This window comes from Haloplanus sp. GDY1 (assembly GCF_023703775.1).
Lineage (GTDB): Archaea > Halobacteriota > Halobacteria > Halobacteriales > Haloferacaceae > Haloplanus > Haloplanus halophilus.
Genome location: NZ_CP098516.1, coordinates 79,867 through 101,249 on the forward strand (window position 1 = coordinate 79,867; position 21,383 = coordinate 101,249).

The window sequence follows — 21,383 nt, forward strand, 5'->3', positions numbered from 1 at the left end:
AGATAAATGCCCCCCTACGAAATTACAGAAGCCGTCGCAGCCATTGCCGAACAGGATGGGGTCACCGTCCTCAAAGACCCATATCGACACGATAGCAACGGACGGTGGATTGTCAAGATCAGGCTTTCTCCAGACGACTTAGAATCCCATCCGCACGTTCCACGCGAGACGGAATGGTATCTCCATCTACGGGATACGTACCCCGCCGGTTCAATTGGGATCTACCCTGCGGATCAAGAAGAAAATACCATTACCGCCACATTCCCACACCAGAAGCTGAACGTGGCCGGGAGCGACGATACCCCGTGGCGACGAGGCGATATCTGTGTTGCCCGCTATGGGCACACCCTCAGTCAAACGGGGGCCACCGGCGAACCCAGCACAAGCCCTGATCGACTCTGTTGGCATATGGACCGAGCATTGCGGTGGTTAAGGAATGCTGCGAAAGGGGAACTCCGGAAACCAGACGAACCGTTTGAAATCCCGGCCTTCGATACGAACTCGGCTTCGGCTACGACTATCGCATTCAATGAGACGCAGGAGTCGTTCTCAGACTGGAGGACAACGTATGGACAATGGGGGACGGTCAATCTCCGCCCATTGCCAACTACTGAAGAAACATACGCGACTGGTACGTTCAAAGATAGCGACGATGAAGTCGTCTATCGGCCACAATGGGGCGGATACGTCGATTCGAACCCTGTTGGCTCTATTTCCGGGGCGTGGGCATTGTTAGAAGAGGTACCGATTGAAACCCCGTGGGAAGCCCCGGAGACGTGGGAACAGTTAGACGTATTTTTCGATGGTACCGAGACTGACCCGTACGAACTACGGGCGAATATCAAGCCCGTCTTGGACGATGAGCCGGTCAAGGTCCTTCTAATTGGATTCCCTATCCCAGCAACGGTCGATGGCGACCCCGAGATCATCTATTGGCAACCAATCGAGATACAGGAGTTCAAAGATCCGAATGACCTCTCCGGCGGATTTCGAGATACTGGAAAAGGGCCTGAGATAGCCGAACGGCGGGAAGCCGGAGAGGAACAGATTCGGTGGCTGGACTCGGACAACTGGTCGCATGAGCAGCTCACCAGACGCGGGCATATGACAGAGTGGTTCCTGGATCGCAACATCGTGGTCATCGGAGCGGGAGCGCTCGGCAGTATGGTTGCCGAGAACATCGTTCGAGCTGGCTGTCAGCAGCTTACCATCGTCGACAACGACACATATGAGATCGGCAACGTGGCTCGCCACACACTAACAATCGATGATGTGGGACGAAACAAGGCGACAGCAATCGCGGACCGGCTCGAATCAATTGCACCGTACGCCCAGGTACTTGATGTCGACAGTGCCTTTCCGCCGAGCGGTGAGTTGCCGGAGCCAATTAGAGAAGCGGAGGCAGTAATTGACTGTACCGCGTCACGGGGAGTTCGTCGCGCTCTGGATGCGAATAGATGGAATCACCCGGTCGTGTTTTGCTCCGTTGCGATGGGTCGGCGAGCGAACAGGTTGTTCTGCTTCACAGCTTACTCACATACCTTCCCGTACAGCGATTATAACGAAGCGTTCGATCCATGGCGGTTACAAGAACAGATCGAATGGGACGAAGATGAGGATGCCATCCCCGAACGAGTGGGCTGCTGGCACCCAGCATCAGTTATCCAAACGGACCGGGTGATGACGTGGGCAGGGACAGTGACACGGCTTCTGGATCAGGCGACGGCATTGAGCCTGCGCGAGAATCACTTCACCGTACTCGAGACAAGTAGCGGCGACGAACTGCCGACCATTTCACAGGCCACACCTCCCTTCCAGGACGGAACAATATGGCGAGCACCGGAATCACCAATCACCGTACAGATTCCGGCCACGTGTCTTGAAGCGATGTATGAGCGCTGCCGAAAAGAACATCCCTGTGAAACGGGCGGTATTCTGGCTGGAACCGACCGTCTCGATGGACCAGCACTGGTGGTTAATGCCCGAGACCCACCGCGGGACTCCATTCAACAACCAACTCGATTCCTCCGCGGAACCGACAAAGTCGAGGAATGGCTCAAAGACGCCAGGGAGAGCATCGGCATCGACTATCTCGGTGAATGGCACTACCATCCTGGAGCTTCACCCGATATCAGTCGGGACGATCGGACTGCGATGAATGAAATCGCCAACGATGACGGCTACGACTGCCCCCATCCGCTCCTCTTCATCGTTGGTCAGGACGAAGAAGGTCAGTTCACGATTAACGCCTATCTATTCCACGATAGTAAGGAATACGAGCAGTTAGAACGGATTGACAATGCCGATGCGGCTACAACTCTCAACGTCGGTGACGATACATGACTGATCCAACTGGCCGTGTATTTCTCAGCTATAAACACGAACAGACGGACGTCGCCAACTTCCTGCAAACGGAACTGGAGCGACACGGGGTGCCGATTTGGCGGGACGTCTTCGATTTGAAGCCGGAGCCACTCAGAGATGAGATTATCGACCAACTGGAGAACCCGGAAACAGCCAGTGGGATTGCGCTCGTCAGTGAGGGCGTAGCCGACTCCGACATCATTCTCAACGACGAGTTGCCGGGATTCAACAAGCGATGGGACAGTGATGACGAATTTTTCGTGGTCGTTGTGCCATGTCCCGATATTAGCGTTGGAGAAGCCAAATCGATACTCAACGAGGCACCGATACTCCACGACTTTTCTGCCTGGAAAATGCTTCCCCTGGAGGCGACCACATCTGACAAAGCTACAGATATCGTCCAGGCCGTCTTATCAGAGCGGATCGAGCGGATAGATGGGTATTTGCCGGACGGTGATCCTCTCGAATGTTCACTTGACACCTACGAATCGCCGGCTCACAACATCGATCCAGCGATTGCAATCGACTGGTCAAGATCTTTCGAACAGGGTCCACCATCCCAAGAAGTATGGAACCAGCGTCTACTCCCGGCGTTAACCAGGGTAACGGACTGTCTAATTCAAAACGCATCGGGCCGCCCCCTCCGCTTCCGTGGCCGAACGCATCTTCCCGCTGCTTTCGCGGCCGGTTACTGTCTCCCAACCACACGTCGAATCCAAGCAACGTGGATGCAACCCACCGGCCCTGCCGGAATGACAGAATGGACACTCGATATCGACGAAGAGGAAAGCGGGCTAGAAGGAGATCTCCAAAGACAACCGAATCACGGATCGGAGCTTGCGGTGCTTGTCAACATCGCTGCCGATGTACAACCGGAGATAGACCAGATGCATAACGACCTTCCGGATTTCAACGGCGTTCTCAGATTGACACCGGAAGATGGGCCTGATGTGGAACTGTCCCCGGCACAGGCAACCCATGCTGCAGATGTTTTCCGGACCAATGTACGAGACGCGGTCAAAGAACTGCCAAAAACATCGACCATTCATCTCTTCATAGCTGGCCCGATAGGGCTCGCCTTTCTTTTCGGGCGAAAATCAAACACACTCAGACCGATCCAGACCTACCTCTATAGCAAAGACGAGGGTCGATACTATCCCGCTGGTCGGTTACAGGACCAACCACTTTCAGACGGCTCAGACAACGCCTCGGAAGAGCAGTAGGAAATCAACCACCCATTTCCATCCAGAAGATCCTCAATTCGCTCAGCCCTCACCAACGGGTTGACTACGATATCGTTCGCGACCATGGGCCGCTCGGACTCAGTAAGATTCACGACCGCTACACAGGAGGTCGATAACCCTCGAACGAAGCGTACCGTCTGAACGCATCTCTCGACGATGGCCCAGTACAACCTCCTCGAAGCGGAGGTGACGAGTCGGGATCGAGAGTACTCGCTCGTCGATTCGGCAGCGGCGTCTCCGGTGCAATGACCGTGACGCCGCCACCTACCCCGAACTGAACTCGCCGAGGCCCGATTGCTCGTGGTCCAGCGGCTCGATGACCTGGGAATCGTCGTTGCCGGGATTGTTGACCCGCGTCGAGATCTCGTAAGCGTCTAGATCGTCCTTCGGATACGGCTGGCACAATTCCTTGCGGGTGTCCGGGTCTGCAGCGAGCCAGTCGGACTCAACGTCCTGTGGAAGGACGACCGGCATCCGGTCGTGGATGGAGTTCATTAGGTCGTTCGGCTCTGTCGTGAGAATCGTGACGCACGGGATCGTCTCGTCGTCGCCCTCCCAGACGTCCCAGAGGCCGGCCATCGCGAACGCGGGGTCGTCCTCGCGATAGATTCGGTAGGGTTGTTTCGCCCCGCCGTTTGGTGCTTTCCATTCGTAGAACCCCGACGAGGGGACGAGACAGGGGCGCGATTCCCATGCCCGCTCGAAGACGCGTTTCTCGTCGGCAGTCTCGGAGCGAGCGTTGATGATGCCCTTCTCAGGCTCGTCCGCCCAGAACGGAATCAGCCCCCAGTGGTAGGCGTCGATCTCGTCTGGAGCCTCGTTCGTGACGATGTGGAGGTCATCACCCGGCGCGATGTTGTACCGGGGTGTGTACCCGCCGTCCGTGACGACCTCGGCGTCGAAGCGAGCCTCGAGATCGGCCTGGTCGATGAAGAGGGAGTTTCGGCCACACATATCTGAGAGTTCGGAGGGAGGCATCTTCAACGTGGTCGCACAAGAATCTCACCGGTGTCCACTTCTTAACCAACATATTGTCCCGATGGGCCTAGGTTGTTGGTTAACCACGGCAGCGATCGTCGAGCCGGATTCTGGAAAACAATTGAAGCTCGACGTCGCAGCGATTGCGTGCCCGACGGGTGAATAGTGGGCCAAATGAGGGTGGAGAATCTCCTAATGGCAGACGGTACACCTAAACAAACGATAGAAGAGGCTACACTAACTACGCTCATACAAAATGACCCACATACTCGCCGTATCTGACTGGCGTTCCCAACCTATTGACGATCTCTACACTATTCTCGAAACTGTAGAAATAACTCCAGATCTACTACTGTATGCCGGCGACGACCTCTCACGTTTCAAAAACGCCGATAGTGACACGGATCATCTTGCAGAACTGGCTCGTCTCACGAAGCACCAACAATCACTCTATGTCCGAGGAAACGACGACCTCCCCCCGCCAACCGGCCCTCAATTCGATGCGGAGTTTACCACCGACCTCCACAGAACACCATACACTCACGAGGACCTCGTGTTCATCGGTCAGGAAGGCTCGACCCAGGGTCCTGGTCTCATCACCTATACCGAAGACGAGGTTCAACGACATCTTTCCGAACAACGCACCGCTTGTGAAGACGGAACCCCTATTCTGGTCACTCACACCCCTCCCTTCGGCATCCTCGATATCGGTAAGCGATTCGGGCAACAACATATCGGATCGAAAGCAGTCAGGAGCTTCTTAGACGACATCCAGCCACCAGTCACCGTCTGCGGTCATTGCCATCAATTCGGAGGCAGAGCTGAACTCCTCGAATATGGCACGGTGATCAATATTGCGTCTCACGACGGATTAGACGACCCAGGAAGATACGCACTCATCTCCATCGACGCCTCGAATGAGTCTATCGAGTACGAGTTCTACGACACTCGGAATTTGCTAGGAAGCCGACTGACTGATCTCGTCCAGGTCGGGAGGAACCGAGTGGAACAGTTCAGTGAGTTAGGGATTACAACCCCAGACGAGATTACCGAAAAACGGCGTGCTGAGCTCGAAGCCCTCCCTGGAGCCTCGTCATGGCACGTGGACCGGTGGATTGCTCATCGACAGGCTTTCGAAAACGATGAGGTCGTGATTCTAAACGAGTCTACCTTCGACATCCTTCACGATACGAACCCTCTCCTCTTAGACATAGAAACAGACCTTCAGCAGGACCGGATTTGGCTGGTCGGCACCTACAGCTACCAGAACGATGCGTACCGACAATTCTTCGATCCGGACGACGAGTCAGCACTTCTTCAGGAGCTGTCTGAGTACCTTGAGGATCATGGCTCTGAGCCGATTATCTACCACGGAGGGAACTACTTCGACGAACAGTGTCTACGTCGAAGATTCGAAGAACACGGCATCACTAAGGGGGTCAACCATCTCAAAATGTCGACTCGAAATGAAGGGGTCAAAGGAATCGCAGTTGCACTACGCTCGCGAGTTCCGTCAAAAAGCCACCCCCCTATTTCGCGTTGTAAGCGAAGTCGGAACCCCCGGGAGCAGCGAATACGACGAACGACACCCCTATTTCGAGTTGTAACGCGGAAATCCGCATGAATATCGAAGCCCCCCGTCGGGAGACACCCCTGTTTCGAGTTGTAAATGGTGGTGGGTTGCGTCGGTCTCCACAGCCGAGAATCTAGTTCAGGAACGAGCTCATCTGCGCTTTGGCGATTGATCGCATCATTTCTTCTTCACGCTCCAGCTCAGTAAATCGGTCATCCTCCAATATTCGTTCCATGATCGCCTCGGGGTCCTCAGCGAGATCGAAGTGCATGTGGATTCCTTTCCCCCTGCCTCGACCACGTCGGTCGAACTCGAGGATGCCGTAGGTCGCCTGTTCAGTGACGTGATTGACGAAGGTCTCTCGACCATAGGAGTCGGCGTCGAGGGAGTCGCAGATGTACTGGTAGAGAGAATAGGAAGGACCAGCCGGAATCCAGTCGACACCTGCATTTGAATAATAGTCCGTTGCAGCAACTGCGAAGATGCAGAGCTTTTTTTGAGTCGAAAGCCCACCGATGTGCCGTAGCTTTCTGTCTGAGTCGTATCGCTCCTGGGCAGTTCGAACGTGGGTTTCGACAACACGTTCATCACCTTGCTTATCAGCTAACTCTCCGGACCATCGAAGCAAATCGATGGCCTTCCGTGCATCACCGTGCGTTTGAGAGCCGAACGCTGCCACCAGAGGAACAACATCATCCGCGAGGGCTTCTTGTTTGAACGCATCTTCGCGGTTTCGGAGAATATGTCGAAGCTGCGTTGCGTCGTAATCCTCGAAGAAAATCTCGTCCGGATTGAACGAGCTGTTCGCTCGACTATTGAGGTCGGACATGAAATCGACGTAGTTGGTTATCGCGGTGACGGAGACGGGTCCGTCAAAGCGGCCGAGATCACGGGCCCGTGAGAGTTGGTAGAGAAGCGAATTGTATTCCGGTTCTGAGTAAGGGCCATCAAGCATATCCACCTCATCTAAGACAAAGATCACCCCATCGTAGTGCTCACGCATTATTTCCCACAACCGCTCGAGTTTCTGGTCTGTCGAGACACCGCTCTCGGGGACCCCAGGTTCTGCATCGATGTTTAGCGTCGCTTCTTGAATGAGACGATAGACGGCACGACTAGTCGTACCTGGACCCTCGCAGTTAATCGAAAACACACCGAACCGCATTCCCTGAGCCTCGCTCAGTTCGACGATCTTCTTACAGACTGCATGAATTATCAGGGATTTCCCGGTTCCAGACGGTCCAGTCAGCAACATATCCGGAATGCCGTGGTCCTGGAGAGCAGGTTTCAGATTTGTGATGACGGTCTTCAACTGCTCATCGCGACCAACGATCCGATCTTCGTCGATTATAGTATCCGGGCGAACCAAATCCTTGTTCTCGAAGACAGTCTCGACAGATTCGGATTGGAGTTCGTCCATAATCGAAATCCCACTGCCAGAATTATCGAGCGTGGTTTGACTGGTGTCAGACTCGTCAGAATTGCGGCCCTCAGGACCGTTTGGAACATCCTCTATAGAACCAGACTGTTCCGTCCGATTATCTGTATCCGACTGTCCATCACCCATACCACAATCCTGTGTAGGCCTAGTATAAATAAGTGAAGGCAACCTATTTCGATTTGTAACGTCGAGTATTCGCCCGGTGGAGTAACTCAGTCGGCAATCTCTCCATTCAAAGTCTCGAACCATTGTCGACGCGGTGCCACTCCCCTATTTCGAGTTGTAACATCTTATCAGAATTCAAATGGAAATCAACGAGACACCCCTATTTCGTGTTGTAACGGCTTGGGAGCCTCTAACACAGGTTCGGGATGTTCCCCTTTCACATTCGTATCAGATGCAAAGAGTATATGGAAAGTTCCACACAGATGTCGAGAGCCTGCCCCCCAGACATCTCACACGGCGTACTCGAATGAGATCAAATGACGTCCTCGAGGAGAGAATCCCACACCCCCACCCCTTTTTCGAGTTGTAACGCGAAACGACGGGAGGGACAACAGAGGTGCCGCAAGAGACGCATCGCCGTGAACCTGGCCGGAGAGGAGTTTAAACCACGATTCTCACCACATTCCCCGTGCTGATCCACGGCGACCCTACTACTCACGGATACGTAGGGGAACCTACGTATCGTTCGTAGATATTGTCTACTACGGGTGTGGTGCGCTACCGTACTACATAAAGATTCTCATATTGTGGTACTATGCCAAATACCGGCTTTAGGACCATTGATTCCTCTGGAATCCCGCTATTCAGGCTGTTCGAGCCTTCTTCGGCTCTCACCCCCACCCCCATCCTCGTTCTGTTACAACTCGAAAAAGGGGTGGGGGTGTCATCCACGTCTTGTGGGATGTTCGAGCTCGGCTTTAAATACCAATACGCGGCTAAACGGCTTGCTCATGTCTGACCCATCGACCGGCGGCCCGTTCGACACCGCTCCGGACGCTTCCTCAACCATGCCACTATTCTCTCCCGTCACCGCAATGAACATCTACCACGCCGTCACCGACCTCGGTTATCCGACCGAGTACGTGCCAGTCGTCGCCCGCGCCCTTGATGAGTTCCAACTCGTGATTTCCGCTGCCAACAACGGCCACTTCCTCCTCGACCAGCTCGTGCCACAAGCCGAACGGTTCGAGGTTCTCGATGTCGACCACGTCACCGGGCGCACCCGCCTCGATGATCTCCTGTTCTTCAGCGGTCCCTACGCGATGACAATGCTCACAGACGCCATTGGAATCTCGATGCCCGAGCTCGAGGGCCCTGCCACCGGACACCCGAGCCCGACGTCGCCCACCTCCTTCGGCGTCGACGACGATCACCGCGATCACGGACGCGAAGTTGAACCCGACTATGGATACGCCGACATCGATATCGACGTTGATCTCGACTTCGCGCTCTCGCCGCTCGACGAGGACCGACTCCTCCCAGGAATCGACTCGCACGTGTTGCGTGCTGAAGTCCAACAGATTGCAGAACTCGCGTTCGCTTACTACCGGACCGAACCCGGCTTTATCGACGAGCTCGATCCCGTCGTCGACTGTACCTTCGTCGTCCGATCAGCTCCCCACGACGATATCGTCATGGCCGAACCCGGTCCGAAAACGGCCCCCCTCCCTAGTGAAACGCAAAGCGTCTAGAACCTCAACAGATTCTTGACGACAACAACTCCCGCGAGCATACGCATACTGCTCGGGGCTACATCACTCACCTCGCTTTTCGTCGCGAGAGACGTCGTCATCGCATCACCCAGCGAAGAGCCCGCATTACCGCGCGGCCGACCGCTCGAAAGACCCGGAGCCCGTTGAACCCACCAACGCCGTAGTCCCTACCTGTGGGATAACCGTGAATTCCGTCATGGCAGTACTGGCAGACTGTCACCAAGTTCCCAAGGTGGTGCCAGCCACCATCCCGGAGCGTCTGGCGGTGATGTGCGTGCAGAGGGACACCGCCATCCCCTGCGTGGGGGCCACTCCGCCGCCCACACTGCTGGCACGTGTAGTTATCGCGCTGGTAGACTGCCTTTCTGCGAGCATCCCAGTCCGGCGGATACTTCCCGTCGTGCGCTCGCGGATCATCATATCGACCGCTGATTCCAGATCGACCTCCAAACATGGCTAGTCGAAATCGGCGTCACCCGCAGAAGGGGCGCGTTGCTTCCCCAGATCCCCCGCCGGCTGAGATTCGCTTTCAGCGCCCGTAGAATCGACGATGTCGTCATTCGAGGACGCCAATGGGGTTTCGGACTCGATTTGCTCCAGGCGCTCGTGGAACGCGTCCTCGTTGAGGCTGGCACCACTCTCCATTTCGTGGCCGCTCGCAGCGAGCAGGTCCTGTAGTGCGAACGCCGCGACGTGCGCGAATGACGACCCATCGTGGCCGTACTGCTCGCGAGCCAGCGCCGCGACCTTCGGAGAAGTCTCTCGTGCAGTATGAACCCGCTCGAGTGTCCGTTCCGCTGTTTCGTACACCCACGCGTTCCGCGTCTTGAGGTCGATGACACCGATGTTCTCGGGAACGACCGAGACGTTCACCGAGCCGTTGTCCGTCTTGTAGGTCCGCGGCTTGCCGACAATCGTGACGAACTCCGGCGGCTGTATCTTCTTGAGTTGGGTGCGTGCATCCGTCTGATACTCACCGGCGTACACCCAGAATGTGCCCGTCGGATCGACGACGCGAGCCCGGAGGTACTCTGCGGTCTCACCGACGTCTTCGATATCCGTGACCGCCCCGGCGATGCAGATCCGGTTGGCTCGCTCGCCTGTCGGGAGCGCGACGTAAACCGGCGCTCGCTCATCTTGCGAGGTTTTGAACGTGTAGGTCGCCGTGTTCAGCTCTGCGGCGAAGACACGCTTGGCGACTTCGCGAGTCGGTACATCCGTCTGCTGGGGCGTAGGGTCTGCTGCTGCCATGGTTCTCAGTTCCCTCCCGCAGCTACAGGCGCGTCGTACGTCTCGGGGAGGTCCTCGATGTTCTCGGCCGTCAGGCCCGGCCCATCGTAGCCGTACTCAGAAAGTAAGTCATCGACCACGTCGTGATACCCTTGAGCGAACGTTCGATTCGGGGACTCTGAAACGTCATCGACCAGAAGATACCGACCGAGGATCGGCCCCTCGACCGTGTAGCGACGCCCGATGAGCAGCTCAGTCAGTCGGCGTTCGACCACGCTGATGTCAAGCGCATCCGACGCTATTTGTTTGGCTTCCTCTAGGTCGATACCAGTCACGACTTCTGTCAACCCGGCGGTAAACAGACACTCTTGGACGGATTCCCCGTCGTCGAGGACGCCCTTTATTCGGAGGTCGAACTCACCCCCGTTCGGACCGTGTTCGCTGCACTCTCCCTGCTGGATCACGCGCGTACATTCCGGGTCTGTGCACCGCTTGATGAGCCCGGATTGACTCTGCATCGCGACGAAGACGCCATCATAGACGGTCGTCATCGTTCCGACCGAACCGACTGCCTCCGGACTGTCTGCGGCGTGTTCGATGATTTCGCTACGCGAGTTGATCTTCAGCGAGTAGTTCCCGTCGTATTCGTCGACGACGACGTCTTTGAACGTGTACGTCGTGCCTTCCTTGAGGATGGGTGGGTTCGACTTCGCCCACGCAACGAACTTTAGCCGGCCAGATTCGTCACCGATGAGGCCGACTTGATGGATCGAGTCTTCGCGAGGGTCCCAGTGTTCGACAATTTTCGCTCGCACAGTCACCCACGCACCGTCAGTGGTACATTCGGCGAGGGGGAGGGGGTCATCGGTCGTTCCCTGGTCGCCGCTCCGGAGTGAGGCCCAGAACGCTTCCGCATCTACTTGGGCTTCTTTGAGGACGTGGTTCCGGACGCTGTCGAAGGCCGCGGTTCTCGGCACTCGATACGTGTTCACGTAGGAGTCGAAAAGCGTCTCAAGGGCGTCGATGCCGTAGTCACTTTCACGGTCGTCGGGCAGATGGGGGGCCACCTGCTCGTGAAGGAGTTGGGCATCTTCTCGGAGGGTGTTCATGTCCGCCCGAATATACGCTCTATCTCGCTATAAATTCGGCCAGCGGAATCGACCGTATTCGGTCGATTTCCGTCGCCATCCCCCGCAATCCCGCGTATCTGTGGCAGCGAATTCCTCTCCTCCGAACGCCCTCTCGAACGTGTGGAAAACGCCCCTCCATCGAAGTGTAATATTGTGTCCTCAGCGACGGGATCGGGGACATCGCAGTGAGCGACCCAGGTTGATAGCGACCGTTCCGTTGTATCGTGTTGCGACCGACAGTTGCACAGTGGTTGCCGTGGGAGATACGAGGATAGAGAATTCGGAGCTGGTGGGCGAAGGCGGCGGGTCGGAGATAGCGAGTCAGCGATTCCTACGCAACAGAGTGAAGTCACCAACCGGTTCAATTGTTGCGTAGGAACGGTGCCCTAACTCAACTCGCGCTGCTGCGCCACGCAGAAAACCTTCGTCGGCCGTTCCGGGGCCACCGGATCACGGGGGAGGGTATCTTCCCTACTGGTAACCGCGAGTTGGGCCTTCGGTTCCCTGTCCGGTCGCGTCGTCCGCTCGGATGCCCGCTTTCGCTTTCGTCGGGTCCACAGTATCAACATCCGAATCGGCGTCGGTTTCCGGGAGTTGGTCAGTCTCATTCTCCGCCGCCAACTCCGCCGACAGCTCCTCGAGGGCGTCCTCCGAGGGGAAGTCCTCGCGGGTAACTGTTCGCGCATTTCGATGTGCCGCACTTCGCCGAGCCTGTCCCACGAGGTTTGCGAGATCTGCGCCGGTCAATCCGTCGGTGTGGCGGGCAAGCGCCGCGAACTCATCGCCCGAGACCGACGCGGGAATGCCGTCGAGATGGGTCTTGAGAATCGCGTGGCGAGCCTCCTCGTCGGGGAGCCCGACCTCGAAGTGCGCCGTTAGGCGACCCGGTCGGAGAATCGCCCGGTCGATATCGCCCGGCCGATTCGTCGCCGACACCACAATCGCTTCGCGGTCATCCCGAGTGAATTGCGCGAGGAACTCGCTCGTGACCTTTCGATCCTCGGCATGGGCGCTCTTCGCCGTGTGCTCGCGAGCGCCGAAGAGATGTTCAGCCTCATCGAGGAAGACGACACACTGCCCGATCTGGTCGGCCTCGCTGAACAGTGTCTTGACCTGGTCGCTACTTTCGTTGATCCACATGCTCGTCACGTCCGCCGGCGACAGCTCGACGAATGGAATGTCCAGTTCCCCGGCGAGCGCTCTCGCGAACATCGTCTTTCCCGTCCCCGGCGGGCCATACAGGAGGATGCCTCGCTCCGGTTCGACACCGAACCGTGAGAAAGGGTCACCCCCCGTCTGTGCCGCTCGCAGTGGCTTGAGTACGTCCTCGCGGAGGGCGTATTTGAGGTCGTAGTATCCGCCGATATCATCGAACGATGTCTCCGAATGTCGCCAGTCATACGTCAAGTCAGAAAGCCACGGCCGTGACCTGTGGTTCTTCGATTCCGAGTTGTGCACTCCGGTAGCCCCGTGGCCATACGTGTTCTGCCCGGCGGGGGGTGTGTTAGAACTACGACTAGTCGAGACGGCCCCCGACGCCGATTTCGTAGGGAGCGAGTCGTCCCACTGAGGATTCAAGAGGTCGAACTGATCTTTCTCGGGTTGGTTGTCGATGAAACTGAGCGCTATGTACGCTCCGCCCGCCATCGCTAACTCCCATATGGTGGCGTCGAGGTAATCGCTCATGCTGGCGTCCAGCACCGGGGCAACCGCTCCGATGGACCCTCCGACAATATGGATAATAAGCAGCCCTGGAATCGTAAACAACCACCCTGCCGCAATCGGAGGATAGAGCGCTCTGCCGGTGATCCTCCATAGAATAAAAACGAGTGATATCGCGATGAAGGCCAATAGGAGCGCCCCCTGATAGTTTCCAAGTGAATCGCCAGTCCGGGAAGCATGAGCAAAGAACCACCAGGTGATGGGCGTCGTGAGTAGAACCGCTTCGATGACCCTGCCCTTCCTGCCGTAGGTCGGAAACTGGTCCCAGGAGCGGAATACTGCGTATGCGAGGTCGACGACGAGTAGCACGCCGAGAATGGTCGCGACGTCTACGCCGGTGGGATTGAGGATGTTGATTGACATGGGTTAGTTTCTATGATGTCCTTTGTTTGGTCGGGGGACGGGCGAGCGTCTGTGGAGACCACGGGCAGTGAAACCACGGTCACGAGCCGCGTGTGGATATCTCACCACCCTTAGCCCGTTGTTCGTATTTATACTCGCTCCCCAGTGTACGGAGCACAATCGCCCCAGAACCCGACCGAAGACTCAGATTATTACAGCCCTCCGTCGTTTCCGTCGTCAGGGTTGGACGGCTTAGGCTGGCCGCCCGATGCCTTCCCGAAATCTGAAACTCGGTGATTCAGGTTCTCCTTCGAGCCATTCGAGCCGATCATCGGCTGCCCGGCCCGGCGACCCATTGAGTACGCGAGGTAGGAATTGCCACCTACTCCGCCGACCATCGCTGCTGCACCGGCCCTCGCCGTGAACACACTAGCGTTCTTGCCTACTCTTGCGCCGGCGTTCACACCTTTTTTGCCGACGTTGGTACCCTTCTTGCCAATGTCCACACGGCGCTTCAGTGTGGAGTTCTTCGCAACATCGGCCTCAGCGGTCGCGATACGCTCACTGGCGTTGCGTTTGTCGGCCTTCGCCTGCCGGTACTCTTGGGTGAGGTTGACCCTCCGAGCCGTTCCATCCCTACCCATATACTCCATGTTCCGGTCGAGCGTATCGGGGTCTGTCTTGAATATCGGCGTCTGATTCTCGTACGGCTCGCTCTTGAGGAAGCCATGTTCCTTGGCCTCGGCCATATCCATCTCGTCGTTCGCCATCGCGTTTTGGATGAATTTCGCTCGCGACGATGCCGCTTCGTGGTCGGTTTGGAACCCAGACAGCGCAGACTGCGCCGAGTCCAGCTTCTCCGATGTCCCGACGTGATCGAGGTGGGCCGCCGCCTTCTTATGTGCGCCCTGCTTCACGGTGTTGACAGCGCCTTTCGCACGGGCCGTCATACGACTCGAGAGGCCAGACCCGCCAGCCCCGACGTTCGCACTTCCAGCACTCCCTGCGCTGGCGCCCGCTCCCGAAGCTGACGCGCTCGAACCGCCCGATGCACCGCCAGCAGCCGCGCCGCCGGACCCACCGGCAGCACTCCCAGACCCGCCAGCAGCTGCACCACCGGCCGCGCCAGCGACAGCGCCGCCGACAGCAGCAGTCACAGCCATCGTCGCGACGGCCGCAGCCTCGCCAACCCCGATGGGCTGGCCCGCCCACGAGATGAGTTTCCAGACAGCTACGATGAGCACGACCGGGAAGAGCAACATCAACGCGAGCTCAGCGAATATGAGCCCAGTCTCGCCAGCGACATTCTGGACGATTCCCCCTGCGCTATTGGAACTCCCGCCCGTTGCTTGGAGGATACCACCGTGTTCGATGACCTGGAAGGCCAAGACGATGATCGCGATGATGGGCCCGCCTAGCAGCGCGAAGACGCCCATCCGCATGAACGTCGCGCCGACGCTCCCGACCGACTTGAAGGGGCCCCGACCTACGAACCAGACGACCGCAAAGAACGGCGTCCCGATGTAGGCCATCCAAATCATGAACCAACGAAGTAGCAGGAAGAACATCGCCAGCAGCAGTGCGAGGACTGACAGAATCGCGGCGATTACCGAGACGATAAACTTCAGTGCCCAGACGCTGAACGTCGTGGGTGCGCCGACGAGACCGCTCCCGTACCCGTAGTTCGCCATCCCTGGGTCAGGGTCGAGGTCCAGAATCGCCATCGTGACAGCGTTCGTCGCGTCTATCCCGAAGCCCCAGGCAGGCTGGGAAATCCCGATGAACAACAGAACCATCACCGTCCGCACGACGAGGTCCATCAACCCGGATTCGCGGTCCTCACTAAACGGCCACGCGATGAGCGCCAGCGCGATCATTATCGGGAGCAAGACCAGCGAAATCTCGAACATCCCGGTCCAGGCTCCGTCCGCTGCCGTCGAATCATAGGGGTTCGGAACCTTCAGCAGGCCCTTGAGGAGTTCGTCCGTGAGCGCCGTCGACAATTCAGTCGCCACGGAGATGAGCGTGTCAACGAGCCATCCCCAGAACGCCTCCGCGATCGAATCAGGAAGGTCACTTCCCAATTGCAGCGGCAGCAGTGCGACCTGCGGAACGACCGCCAACAGGAACGAGGAGGGCATCAGCGCTCACCAGACGCCGGAACGTCCGTCACGGAGCCGTCGGGGAGGCCCGACGATGGCTCCGGGGTACTCCGGTCTTGACCGAACTCACTGGAGAGCTCCATGTCCAACTCGCGATTCGTGATGTCCGGCATATCCGTCAGGTTCAGCTCAGACTCGGCATCGTCAGGCCGATGGGTTCCCTCGCGCTCCTCGATGTACGTCCACGGGTCGAGATTGTTGTCGATCATGAAGTGCTCGAACTCCCCAGAGTGAACCTCGAGCCGGCGACGACCGTGTTTCGTCGTTGACAACAGACACCCGGAGTACCCGGATTCTTGCCCACGCGGGGCCGACTGCAAGTACTTCACTTCAGCCGGCGAGAGGTCGAAGTACTCCTTCGTCGCGTCCGAGACTGACTGTGCATAGAACAGCATCTTGATGTCACAGTTCTCGTAAATCTCGCGGCGCTCCTCCGTCCGCAGGAACTCGTGGGCCGTCTGACTCATCAGCGTCAGCCCGGCGTCGTAGTGCCTCGCGTGGCGGATGAAGAGGTTGATGAGATCGCGCGTCGACTCCCGGCCCAAGAGGTAGTGGGCCTCGTCGAACGTCACGTCGAAACGGTTCGGCGACCGCTTTGCCTCGAGATACGCCCACTGCAACATCGCGTGGAGGATAAGCGGCATCTCGCCTGTGTCGGCGAAGGAACTCATGTCCATCACGACCAGTCGCGAGTTCAACTCGAGGTTCGTCGTCCCGTTCAGATTGTGGTTGATACCCCCCGGCTTGAACGACTCAAACTTCGGTTCGAGTGACTTCGCGACCTCCTGGTGCTTCTCCGAGGGCGTGAACACTGCCATCGGAACGGAAATCCCCACGTCGGTGATGGGCTCGCCGTCCTCCGAAAGGACGCCCATCTCGCAGAAGTGATCGAACTCCACCTCGTCGACGAGGCCATCTTTGAGCGCCGCCTGGTAGCCACCGTGGGTGATGACCTGAACGCCCCGGATGAGATCGTCGATGATCGGTGATTCGTTCGCGTACGTATCGTACTCTCCGAGAATAATCCCCTTCGAGAGGTACGCGTAGTGGACCGCCTGAATCAGCATCCCCTCTTCCGCAGCGGGGAGGCCACCACGATCTTCGTAGTGGGTGTTCAGCATCTCGACCACCGAGCGCACCGTGAGGGGATAGGTGTCCTCAGCCGCCCCGAGGTCACCTGATGGCGGTTCGATATCCATTGGATTGACCTTCTGAGCGCCACCGAAGCGGATGACTTCGCCACTCAGTTTCTCCGCAAAGAACGGGTAGTCGTCCCCCGCCGGGTCGAACAACACACACTGTACCGTCGGGTCGGCCAACAAGCGCCGGTAAATCTCGAGCTTCCGGGCGTAGGACTTCCCGGACCCGGTCTTCCCCGAGATGACCATCCCGAACCCGGAGTGTGCATAGCGGTCGATGATGACCGGACGACTCGTGTCGTCGAATCCCATCATGATGCCGTCCTCGTCGTAGATCGGTGGCTCGACGAGATTGAACAACGTCGCTAGTGCCTCCAACTGTATCGGGTGGACGTTCTTGATCGTGTCCGTCGCGAGTGGGACAATCGTCCCGTTCCCCTCGATTTGCTGGTGGCGAAGGACCGTCGTCTCGACGTCCTGTTCGGCGAGGATGGTGTCGACGCGCTCGCGCATCTCCTCGAGTTCCTCGTGGGAATCCGCGATCAACTCCAGATAGATGGCGATATCGTACACCTTCGTCGTCCCCCGGACCACGTCCTGAAGGATGCGCAGGAGGTCCTCGCGCTCGAGTTCGTCCTGGTGGGTGTCCGTTCGTCCTTTCCGGTTCTTGAGCGCCAGTGCAGTCGTTGTCTGCGTGTAGCGCCGCTGGAGTTGTTGGCGAGTCTTCGCAGCGTTTCGCGGCGCGATATGGAACGACAGCCGGAGGTCGACGTCCGCAATCGTCAGCGGCACGAGCCATCCGAGATTGACCTTCCGAGGGAACCCCGTCACGGTCATTATCTGAACCACTTTCTCGTCGCGAATCTGGAACTCGGGGTGGCGCTCCATCGCGCGAGGCGCGACGAGCTTCTTATCGAGTTTCTCGCGTTCGTCGAGCGACTCGATAGCCGAGACCAGTGGGAGCTCTTCGGCCTGTAGTTGGTAGGCCGCCCACTCGATGTTCTTCCGGGTTGCATCCCGGTCGAGTAGGTCCAGATACTCAAGCGCGAGTTGCGTTTCGTCGCCCGACAGATCGTCGATCGGGATGCGTTCAGTCGATTCTTCTTCAACGTCGTTCCGGCCGAGGAGTCTGTGTAGGGGGTTCATCGGTCTGCCTCGTTTCGCTCATCCGCCATGTCCGAGTCTGCCGCCGTGAGCGAGTCGTCAGCAACCGCGTCATCAGTCATTTCCGCGCTCTCCTCACACTCTGCCTCGGTCGCGTCGACGTCCGATTCCGATCGAGACTCTGCGTCCGACTCGACATCGGCATCGGTATCGATGTCGACGACAGGAGCGTCTTCTGTGCGTACTGCTGCAAGGCCGCCGTCGGTGAGGGTGTCAACATCCATTTCGCCGCCGTCGGCGATGGGCGTCGTGACGAGGTTCGAGAGGTCCACCTTCTGTCGGGATCGCACTGCAAGTACGACACAGAGGAGCAACGCGGCCAATCCGGCCGCGTACAACTCAACCGTGAGCGTCGTCACAGCGGCGTTCGAGTCCCACTCATAGGGGTACGCTTCGAGGAACAAACTCATCGCGTAGCCCACAACGCCGAGACCGACCAGTGAGAGTGCCTTTGTCTTCCGCCCCGAAGGGAAGAGTACGACGAGGCTCAACAGGAAGACAGGAAGGCTCACCGCGCCGGTCGTGAACGATGCCGTCCGCGCCAGCCAATAGATATCCGAGCCACGGGCGGCGGCATCCATCGACCACACAAACGCGCCTAGGGCACCCGCGCCGAGCAGGAAACTCAGTAGGCCAACGAAGACACCCGCGTAGATTGCTTGCGGGACGACCGGGCGGGGACCGTGACCCACTGGCCCGATGTTCCGTGCATACCACCGCAAGACACGCGAGTTCGACACTCGCTCAACGAAGTCGGGGTGGGCGTACCCCCCATCACCGACAGGCGAGAGCGGGTCGGCATCCGACTCAATCTCGATTTCGGGGTACTCATCGGAGATTCGGTCGAACTCGAAGTCGCCATCCTCATTCGCCTCAGCCTTTGCCGCCGCAGTGACGTCAAAGGCGGCGTCAGCGACATCCTGGGCGTGATCGTCAGCAAGCGTGTAGGTCCCCTGCGTGAACGAGATGGGCGGCTTCTCCCCGTGGTACACTTCATAGAGAACCTCGAGAACAGCCGCTCGCGTGTCGAGAATCTCCGTTTTGACCTGCGTCTGCGGGAGTTTCGAGGCCACGCGCTGTGCGCGGGCGTTCACTTCCTCGATGCACGCGGCTTCTGTTTCGCTGTCCGTCTCGATACTGTTCCCACCGGGGAGGAACGCCCGAAGTTGAGCCATTACTCCGTCGTCGGCCTCTTCGTCTTTCGCGACCGACACCGCGACGAAGAACTCGCGGTCACGAATCTCCGCCACATCGACGACGTTCCGGAGCCACTCAGCGTGGTACTGCCGGCCGTAATCCATCAGGGGCGACTCGTCCAATCCGCTGTCTGCATCGGCATCTCCCTCACCCGCCCCGATGAGTGGTCGGTTGAGATTCTCGAATCGCTCCAGGTAGGGCTCGGGATCGTACGCCGTCGTCATCGAGAGGATTTGCGTCGGGAACTGTAGCCCGCGTAGGAACGTCATGAACGACAGGTAAAGGCTATCTCGGCGTTCCTCGGAGAGGATGAGCCACTCACGGGGCTGAACCCGCATGAGCATCGCGTAGGTCGTAGGCGTTTCCACGACGCCGCCATCGCGGACGTTCTTGAAGTCCATGAGATCCAGCGTCGAACCGGCGCCTTCGTAATCAGTCATTGTGTGTGTCTCCGGAGATTATCGTCGAAACCGGCCAATCCGAAGCGGGGCCGGGATCCGCGTCTGCAACCGTATCCGCAGTCGATTCTCTGTCCACAGTATCCGATTCGCCACTCTCGCCCGCGTTGGGGCGCCCCGTAATCCAGCCCTCGAACGGCTCACGATACGCGATATCATGCTCGCCAGCTTCCGGCGGTTTCCAGAGGTACTCCGTCCGCCCTCGGAAGTGCCGGGCCATCGCTGCCGCATATCGAATTGGGCGTTGGCCCTCCGGTGTTCGCTTATAAACTACGAGGCCGACGAAGGCCCCGATGATGACGAACGGCGCCGTGACTAAGAGCGGAAGCCCGATCGCGTAGAGGATGATCGGGACGATGAGCGGCGGACCTACGGACTCGGCCAGCTTCCGGGCCGAGACCCCAAATACCTTCGAGGAAAGCAGATGCGACGCCATAGGAACATCCTTGCTCATCCAACCGCCTCGTCAGTTTCCGACGCAGCGTCTCCAGCCAGTTCTGCGTCACCGTCAGCGTCGACGCGGTTCCCAGCGCGTAGGTGTTCCGGCGTCCGGAACTCTTCCGGCCAGTGGCGTTCGGCGGCGAGTAGGCGCTGCTCGGCTTTCAGCAACATCCCACGCCACGTGAGGCCGTAGTTCTCACGGACGGAATCGAGCCATTCGTACTCCTCTTGGGAGGTAATCCTGATGCGCGTACTCCCGGGCATCAGTACTCGCCCCCGTACTCGAAGTGGTAGTCGTCGTAGACCCTCCACTCGTCGAGGTCGTCCTCGTCCGGGTGGTCGCTCTCGCACCTTTCGTGGCGGAGGACATCGCGAACGTCCTCGTGTGCTGAGTGGGGATGGAGAAGTTCACCCTCTTCGATAGCACGGGCTTCCCGCACGTCCCATCGTTCATAGGCCCGCGCACGGTCGGCATCGAATTGTGGCGGCTGTCCCGAACCACGTTCAGGCGCGGCCGTGTGGTCACTGTTGTCCGCACGGTGGCGCTGCGTAACAGCATCCGTATCGTCGTCGCTGTCACCGTCACCATCGCCGCCGAACGCAGAGATGGGGATCTCGGTCGTCGCTCGGATGCGCTGTCGCTCGCGGATTTCCTCGCGCAACTGCTCGGTGATTTCTGGCCGACTTAGCCCCCCACGTTCCGCCCCCGTGGGGCTGGGAAGCGTCGTAGCGAGTGCTGGGTGGAGCTCTGTGAGCGCCTTGAGCAAGTCTATACTTTCTGCGTGCTTGGCCCCCTCTAGCAGGACACCGCGCCACACCATCCCGTGTCGGTCACGGAGATTGCGAAGGCGGTCGGCCTCCTGTTGAGAGTGCCAATCAACTTGGATTTCAGGCATAGGAGGGTGTTCTCATTGATTGAATTGTGGACAGAGTCCCGGGTGGCACTCCCCCGAGCGTTGCGGGCCGCGCTGGACGTCTCGACACGCCCAGCAGTCTCCCACCCATCTCGAGAGAGCCAGTCGTCGCTCGGTTCGCAAGCGACCGACTGGTGATAACCGGGATTTTCCATCGACACCCGTA

16 protein-coding genes and 1 pseudogene are annotated in these 21,383 nt (G+C 58.3%); 5 read left to right on the plus strand and 12 right to left on the minus strand.

Features of this window, described 5'->3' with window-relative positions; genetic code table 11:
• The first annotated feature begins 6 nt into the window (after positions 1-6).
• The 3 genes and pseudogenes from NBT67_RS17135 to NBT67_RS17145 form a co-directional block, all read left to right on the plus strand.
• Positions 7-2,343 carry a ThiF family adenylyltransferase gene (locus tag NBT67_RS17135; RefSeq protein WP_251344669.1) on the plus strand — a complete coding sequence of 779 codons (2,337 nt, stop codon included), beginning with the start codon at positions 7-9 and terminating at the stop codon, positions 2,341-2,343.
• Positions 2,340-3,587, plus strand: a complete 1,248-nt coding sequence (locus tag NBT67_RS17140) for an SAVED domain-containing protein (RefSeq protein WP_251344527.1) — start codon at positions 2,340-2,342, stop codon at positions 3,585-3,587. Before NBT67_RS17135 ends, NBT67_RS17140 begins: the two co-directional genes overlap by 4 nt.
• Before the next feature lie 23 nt (positions 3,588-3,610).
• Positions 3,611-3,857: pseudogene (locus tag NBT67_RS17145) on the plus strand (AAA family ATPase); the annotation flags it as partial.
• A gap of 15 nt (positions 3,858-3,872) precedes the next feature.
• On the opposite strand, the gene NBT67_RS17150 reads toward NBT67_RS17145, so the two are convergent.
• Positions 3,873-4,562 carry an SOS response-associated peptidase gene (locus NBT67_RS17150; protein ID WP_251344528.1) on the minus strand — a complete coding sequence of 230 codons (690 nt, stop codon included), beginning with the start codon at positions 4,560-4,562 and terminating at the stop codon, positions 3,873-3,875.
• A 280-nt stretch (positions 4,563-4,842) separates the two neighbouring features.
• Between NBT67_RS17150 and NBT67_RS17155 the strand changes: the two genes are divergently transcribed.
• Positions 4,843-6,210 carry a metallophosphoesterase gene (locus NBT67_RS17155; protein WP_251344529.1) on the plus strand — a complete coding sequence of 456 codons (1,368 nt, stop codon included), beginning with the start codon at positions 4,843-4,845 and terminating at the stop codon, positions 6,208-6,210.
• Between the two features lie 82 nt (positions 6,211-6,292).
• On the opposite strand, the gene NBT67_RS17160 is transcribed toward NBT67_RS17155, so the two are convergent.
• Positions 6,293-7,726, minus strand: coding sequence for a Cdc6/Cdc18 family protein (locus NBT67_RS17160; RefSeq protein WP_251344530.1), 1,434 nt, complete (start codon positions 7,724-7,726; stop codon positions 6,293-6,295).
• An 830-nt stretch (positions 7,727-8,556) separates the two neighbouring features.
• Here NBT67_RS17160 and NBT67_RS17165 point away from each other — a divergent pair.
• Positions 8,557-9,297 carry a hypothetical protein gene (locus tag NBT67_RS17165; RefSeq protein ID WP_251344531.1) on the plus strand — a complete coding sequence of 247 codons (741 nt, stop codon included), beginning with the start codon at positions 8,557-8,559 and terminating at the stop codon, positions 9,295-9,297.
• A gap of 97 nt (positions 9,298-9,394) precedes the next feature.
• Here the strand turns inward: NBT67_RS17165 and NBT67_RS17170 are convergent, their stop codons facing one another.
• The 10 genes from NBT67_RS17170 to NBT67_RS17215 form a co-directional block, all read right to left on the minus strand.
• A complete protein-coding gene (locus NBT67_RS17170; RefSeq protein ID WP_251344532.1) occupies positions 9,395-9,772 on the minus strand; it encodes an HNH endonuclease in 378 nt (125 codons plus the stop codon).
• A gap of 2 nt (positions 9,773-9,774) precedes the next feature.
• Complete coding sequence (locus NBT67_RS17175) at positions 9,775-10,569, minus strand: DNA-binding protein (protein ID WP_251344533.1); 795 nt, start codon at positions 10,567-10,569, stop codon at positions 9,775-9,777.
• A 5-nt stretch (positions 10,570-10,574) separates the two neighbouring features.
• Positions 10,575-11,657 carry a replication factor A gene (locus NBT67_RS17180; RefSeq protein ID WP_251344534.1) on the minus strand — a complete coding sequence of 361 codons (1,083 nt, stop codon included), beginning with the start codon at positions 11,655-11,657 and terminating at the stop codon, positions 10,575-10,577.
• A 492-nt stretch (positions 11,658-12,149) separates the two neighbouring features.
• Complete coding sequence (locus NBT67_RS17185) at positions 12,150-13,763, minus strand: ATP-binding protein (RefSeq protein WP_251344535.1); 1,614 nt, start codon at positions 13,761-13,763, stop codon at positions 12,150-12,152.
• 191 nt (positions 13,764-13,954) lie between these two features.
• Complete coding sequence (locus tag NBT67_RS17190; RefSeq protein ID WP_251344536.1) at positions 13,955-15,883, minus strand: hypothetical protein; 1,929 nt, start codon at positions 15,881-15,883, stop codon at positions 13,955-13,957.
• Entirely contained in the window at positions 15,883-18,189 is a 2,307-nt protein-coding gene (locus NBT67_RS17195; protein WP_251344537.1) for a VirB4 family type IV secretion system protein, read from the minus strand. Before NBT67_RS17195 ends, NBT67_RS17190 begins: the two co-directional genes overlap by 1 nt.
• Positions 18,186-19,844 (minus strand): cell division protein CdpA domain-containing protein, encoded by a 1,659-nt coding sequence (locus NBT67_RS17200; protein WP_251344538.1) that lies wholly within the window; start codon positions 19,842-19,844, stop codon positions 18,186-18,188. Before NBT67_RS17200 ends, NBT67_RS17195 begins: the two co-directional genes overlap by 4 nt.
• Positions 19,837-20,316, minus strand: a complete 480-nt coding sequence (locus tag NBT67_RS17205; protein ID WP_251344539.1) for a hypothetical protein — start codon at positions 20,314-20,316, stop codon at positions 19,837-19,839. The genes NBT67_RS17200 and NBT67_RS17205 overlap by 8 nt, the downstream gene beginning before the upstream one ends.
• Positions 20,313-20,567: a hypothetical protein gene (locus tag NBT67_RS17210; protein WP_251344540.1), complete on the minus strand. Its 255-nt coding sequence runs from the start codon at positions 20,565-20,567 to the stop codon at positions 20,313-20,315. The genes NBT67_RS17205 and NBT67_RS17210 overlap by 4 nt, the downstream gene beginning before the upstream one ends.
• The gene (locus tag NBT67_RS17215) at positions 20,567-21,199 is read right to left on the minus strand and encodes a hypothetical protein (RefSeq protein WP_251344541.1); all 633 of its coding nucleotides are present in this window, start codon (positions 21,197-21,199) and stop codon (positions 20,567-20,569) included. Before NBT67_RS17215 ends, NBT67_RS17210 begins: the two co-directional genes overlap by 1 nt.
• Between the last annotated feature and the right edge of the window lie 184 nt (positions 21,200-21,383).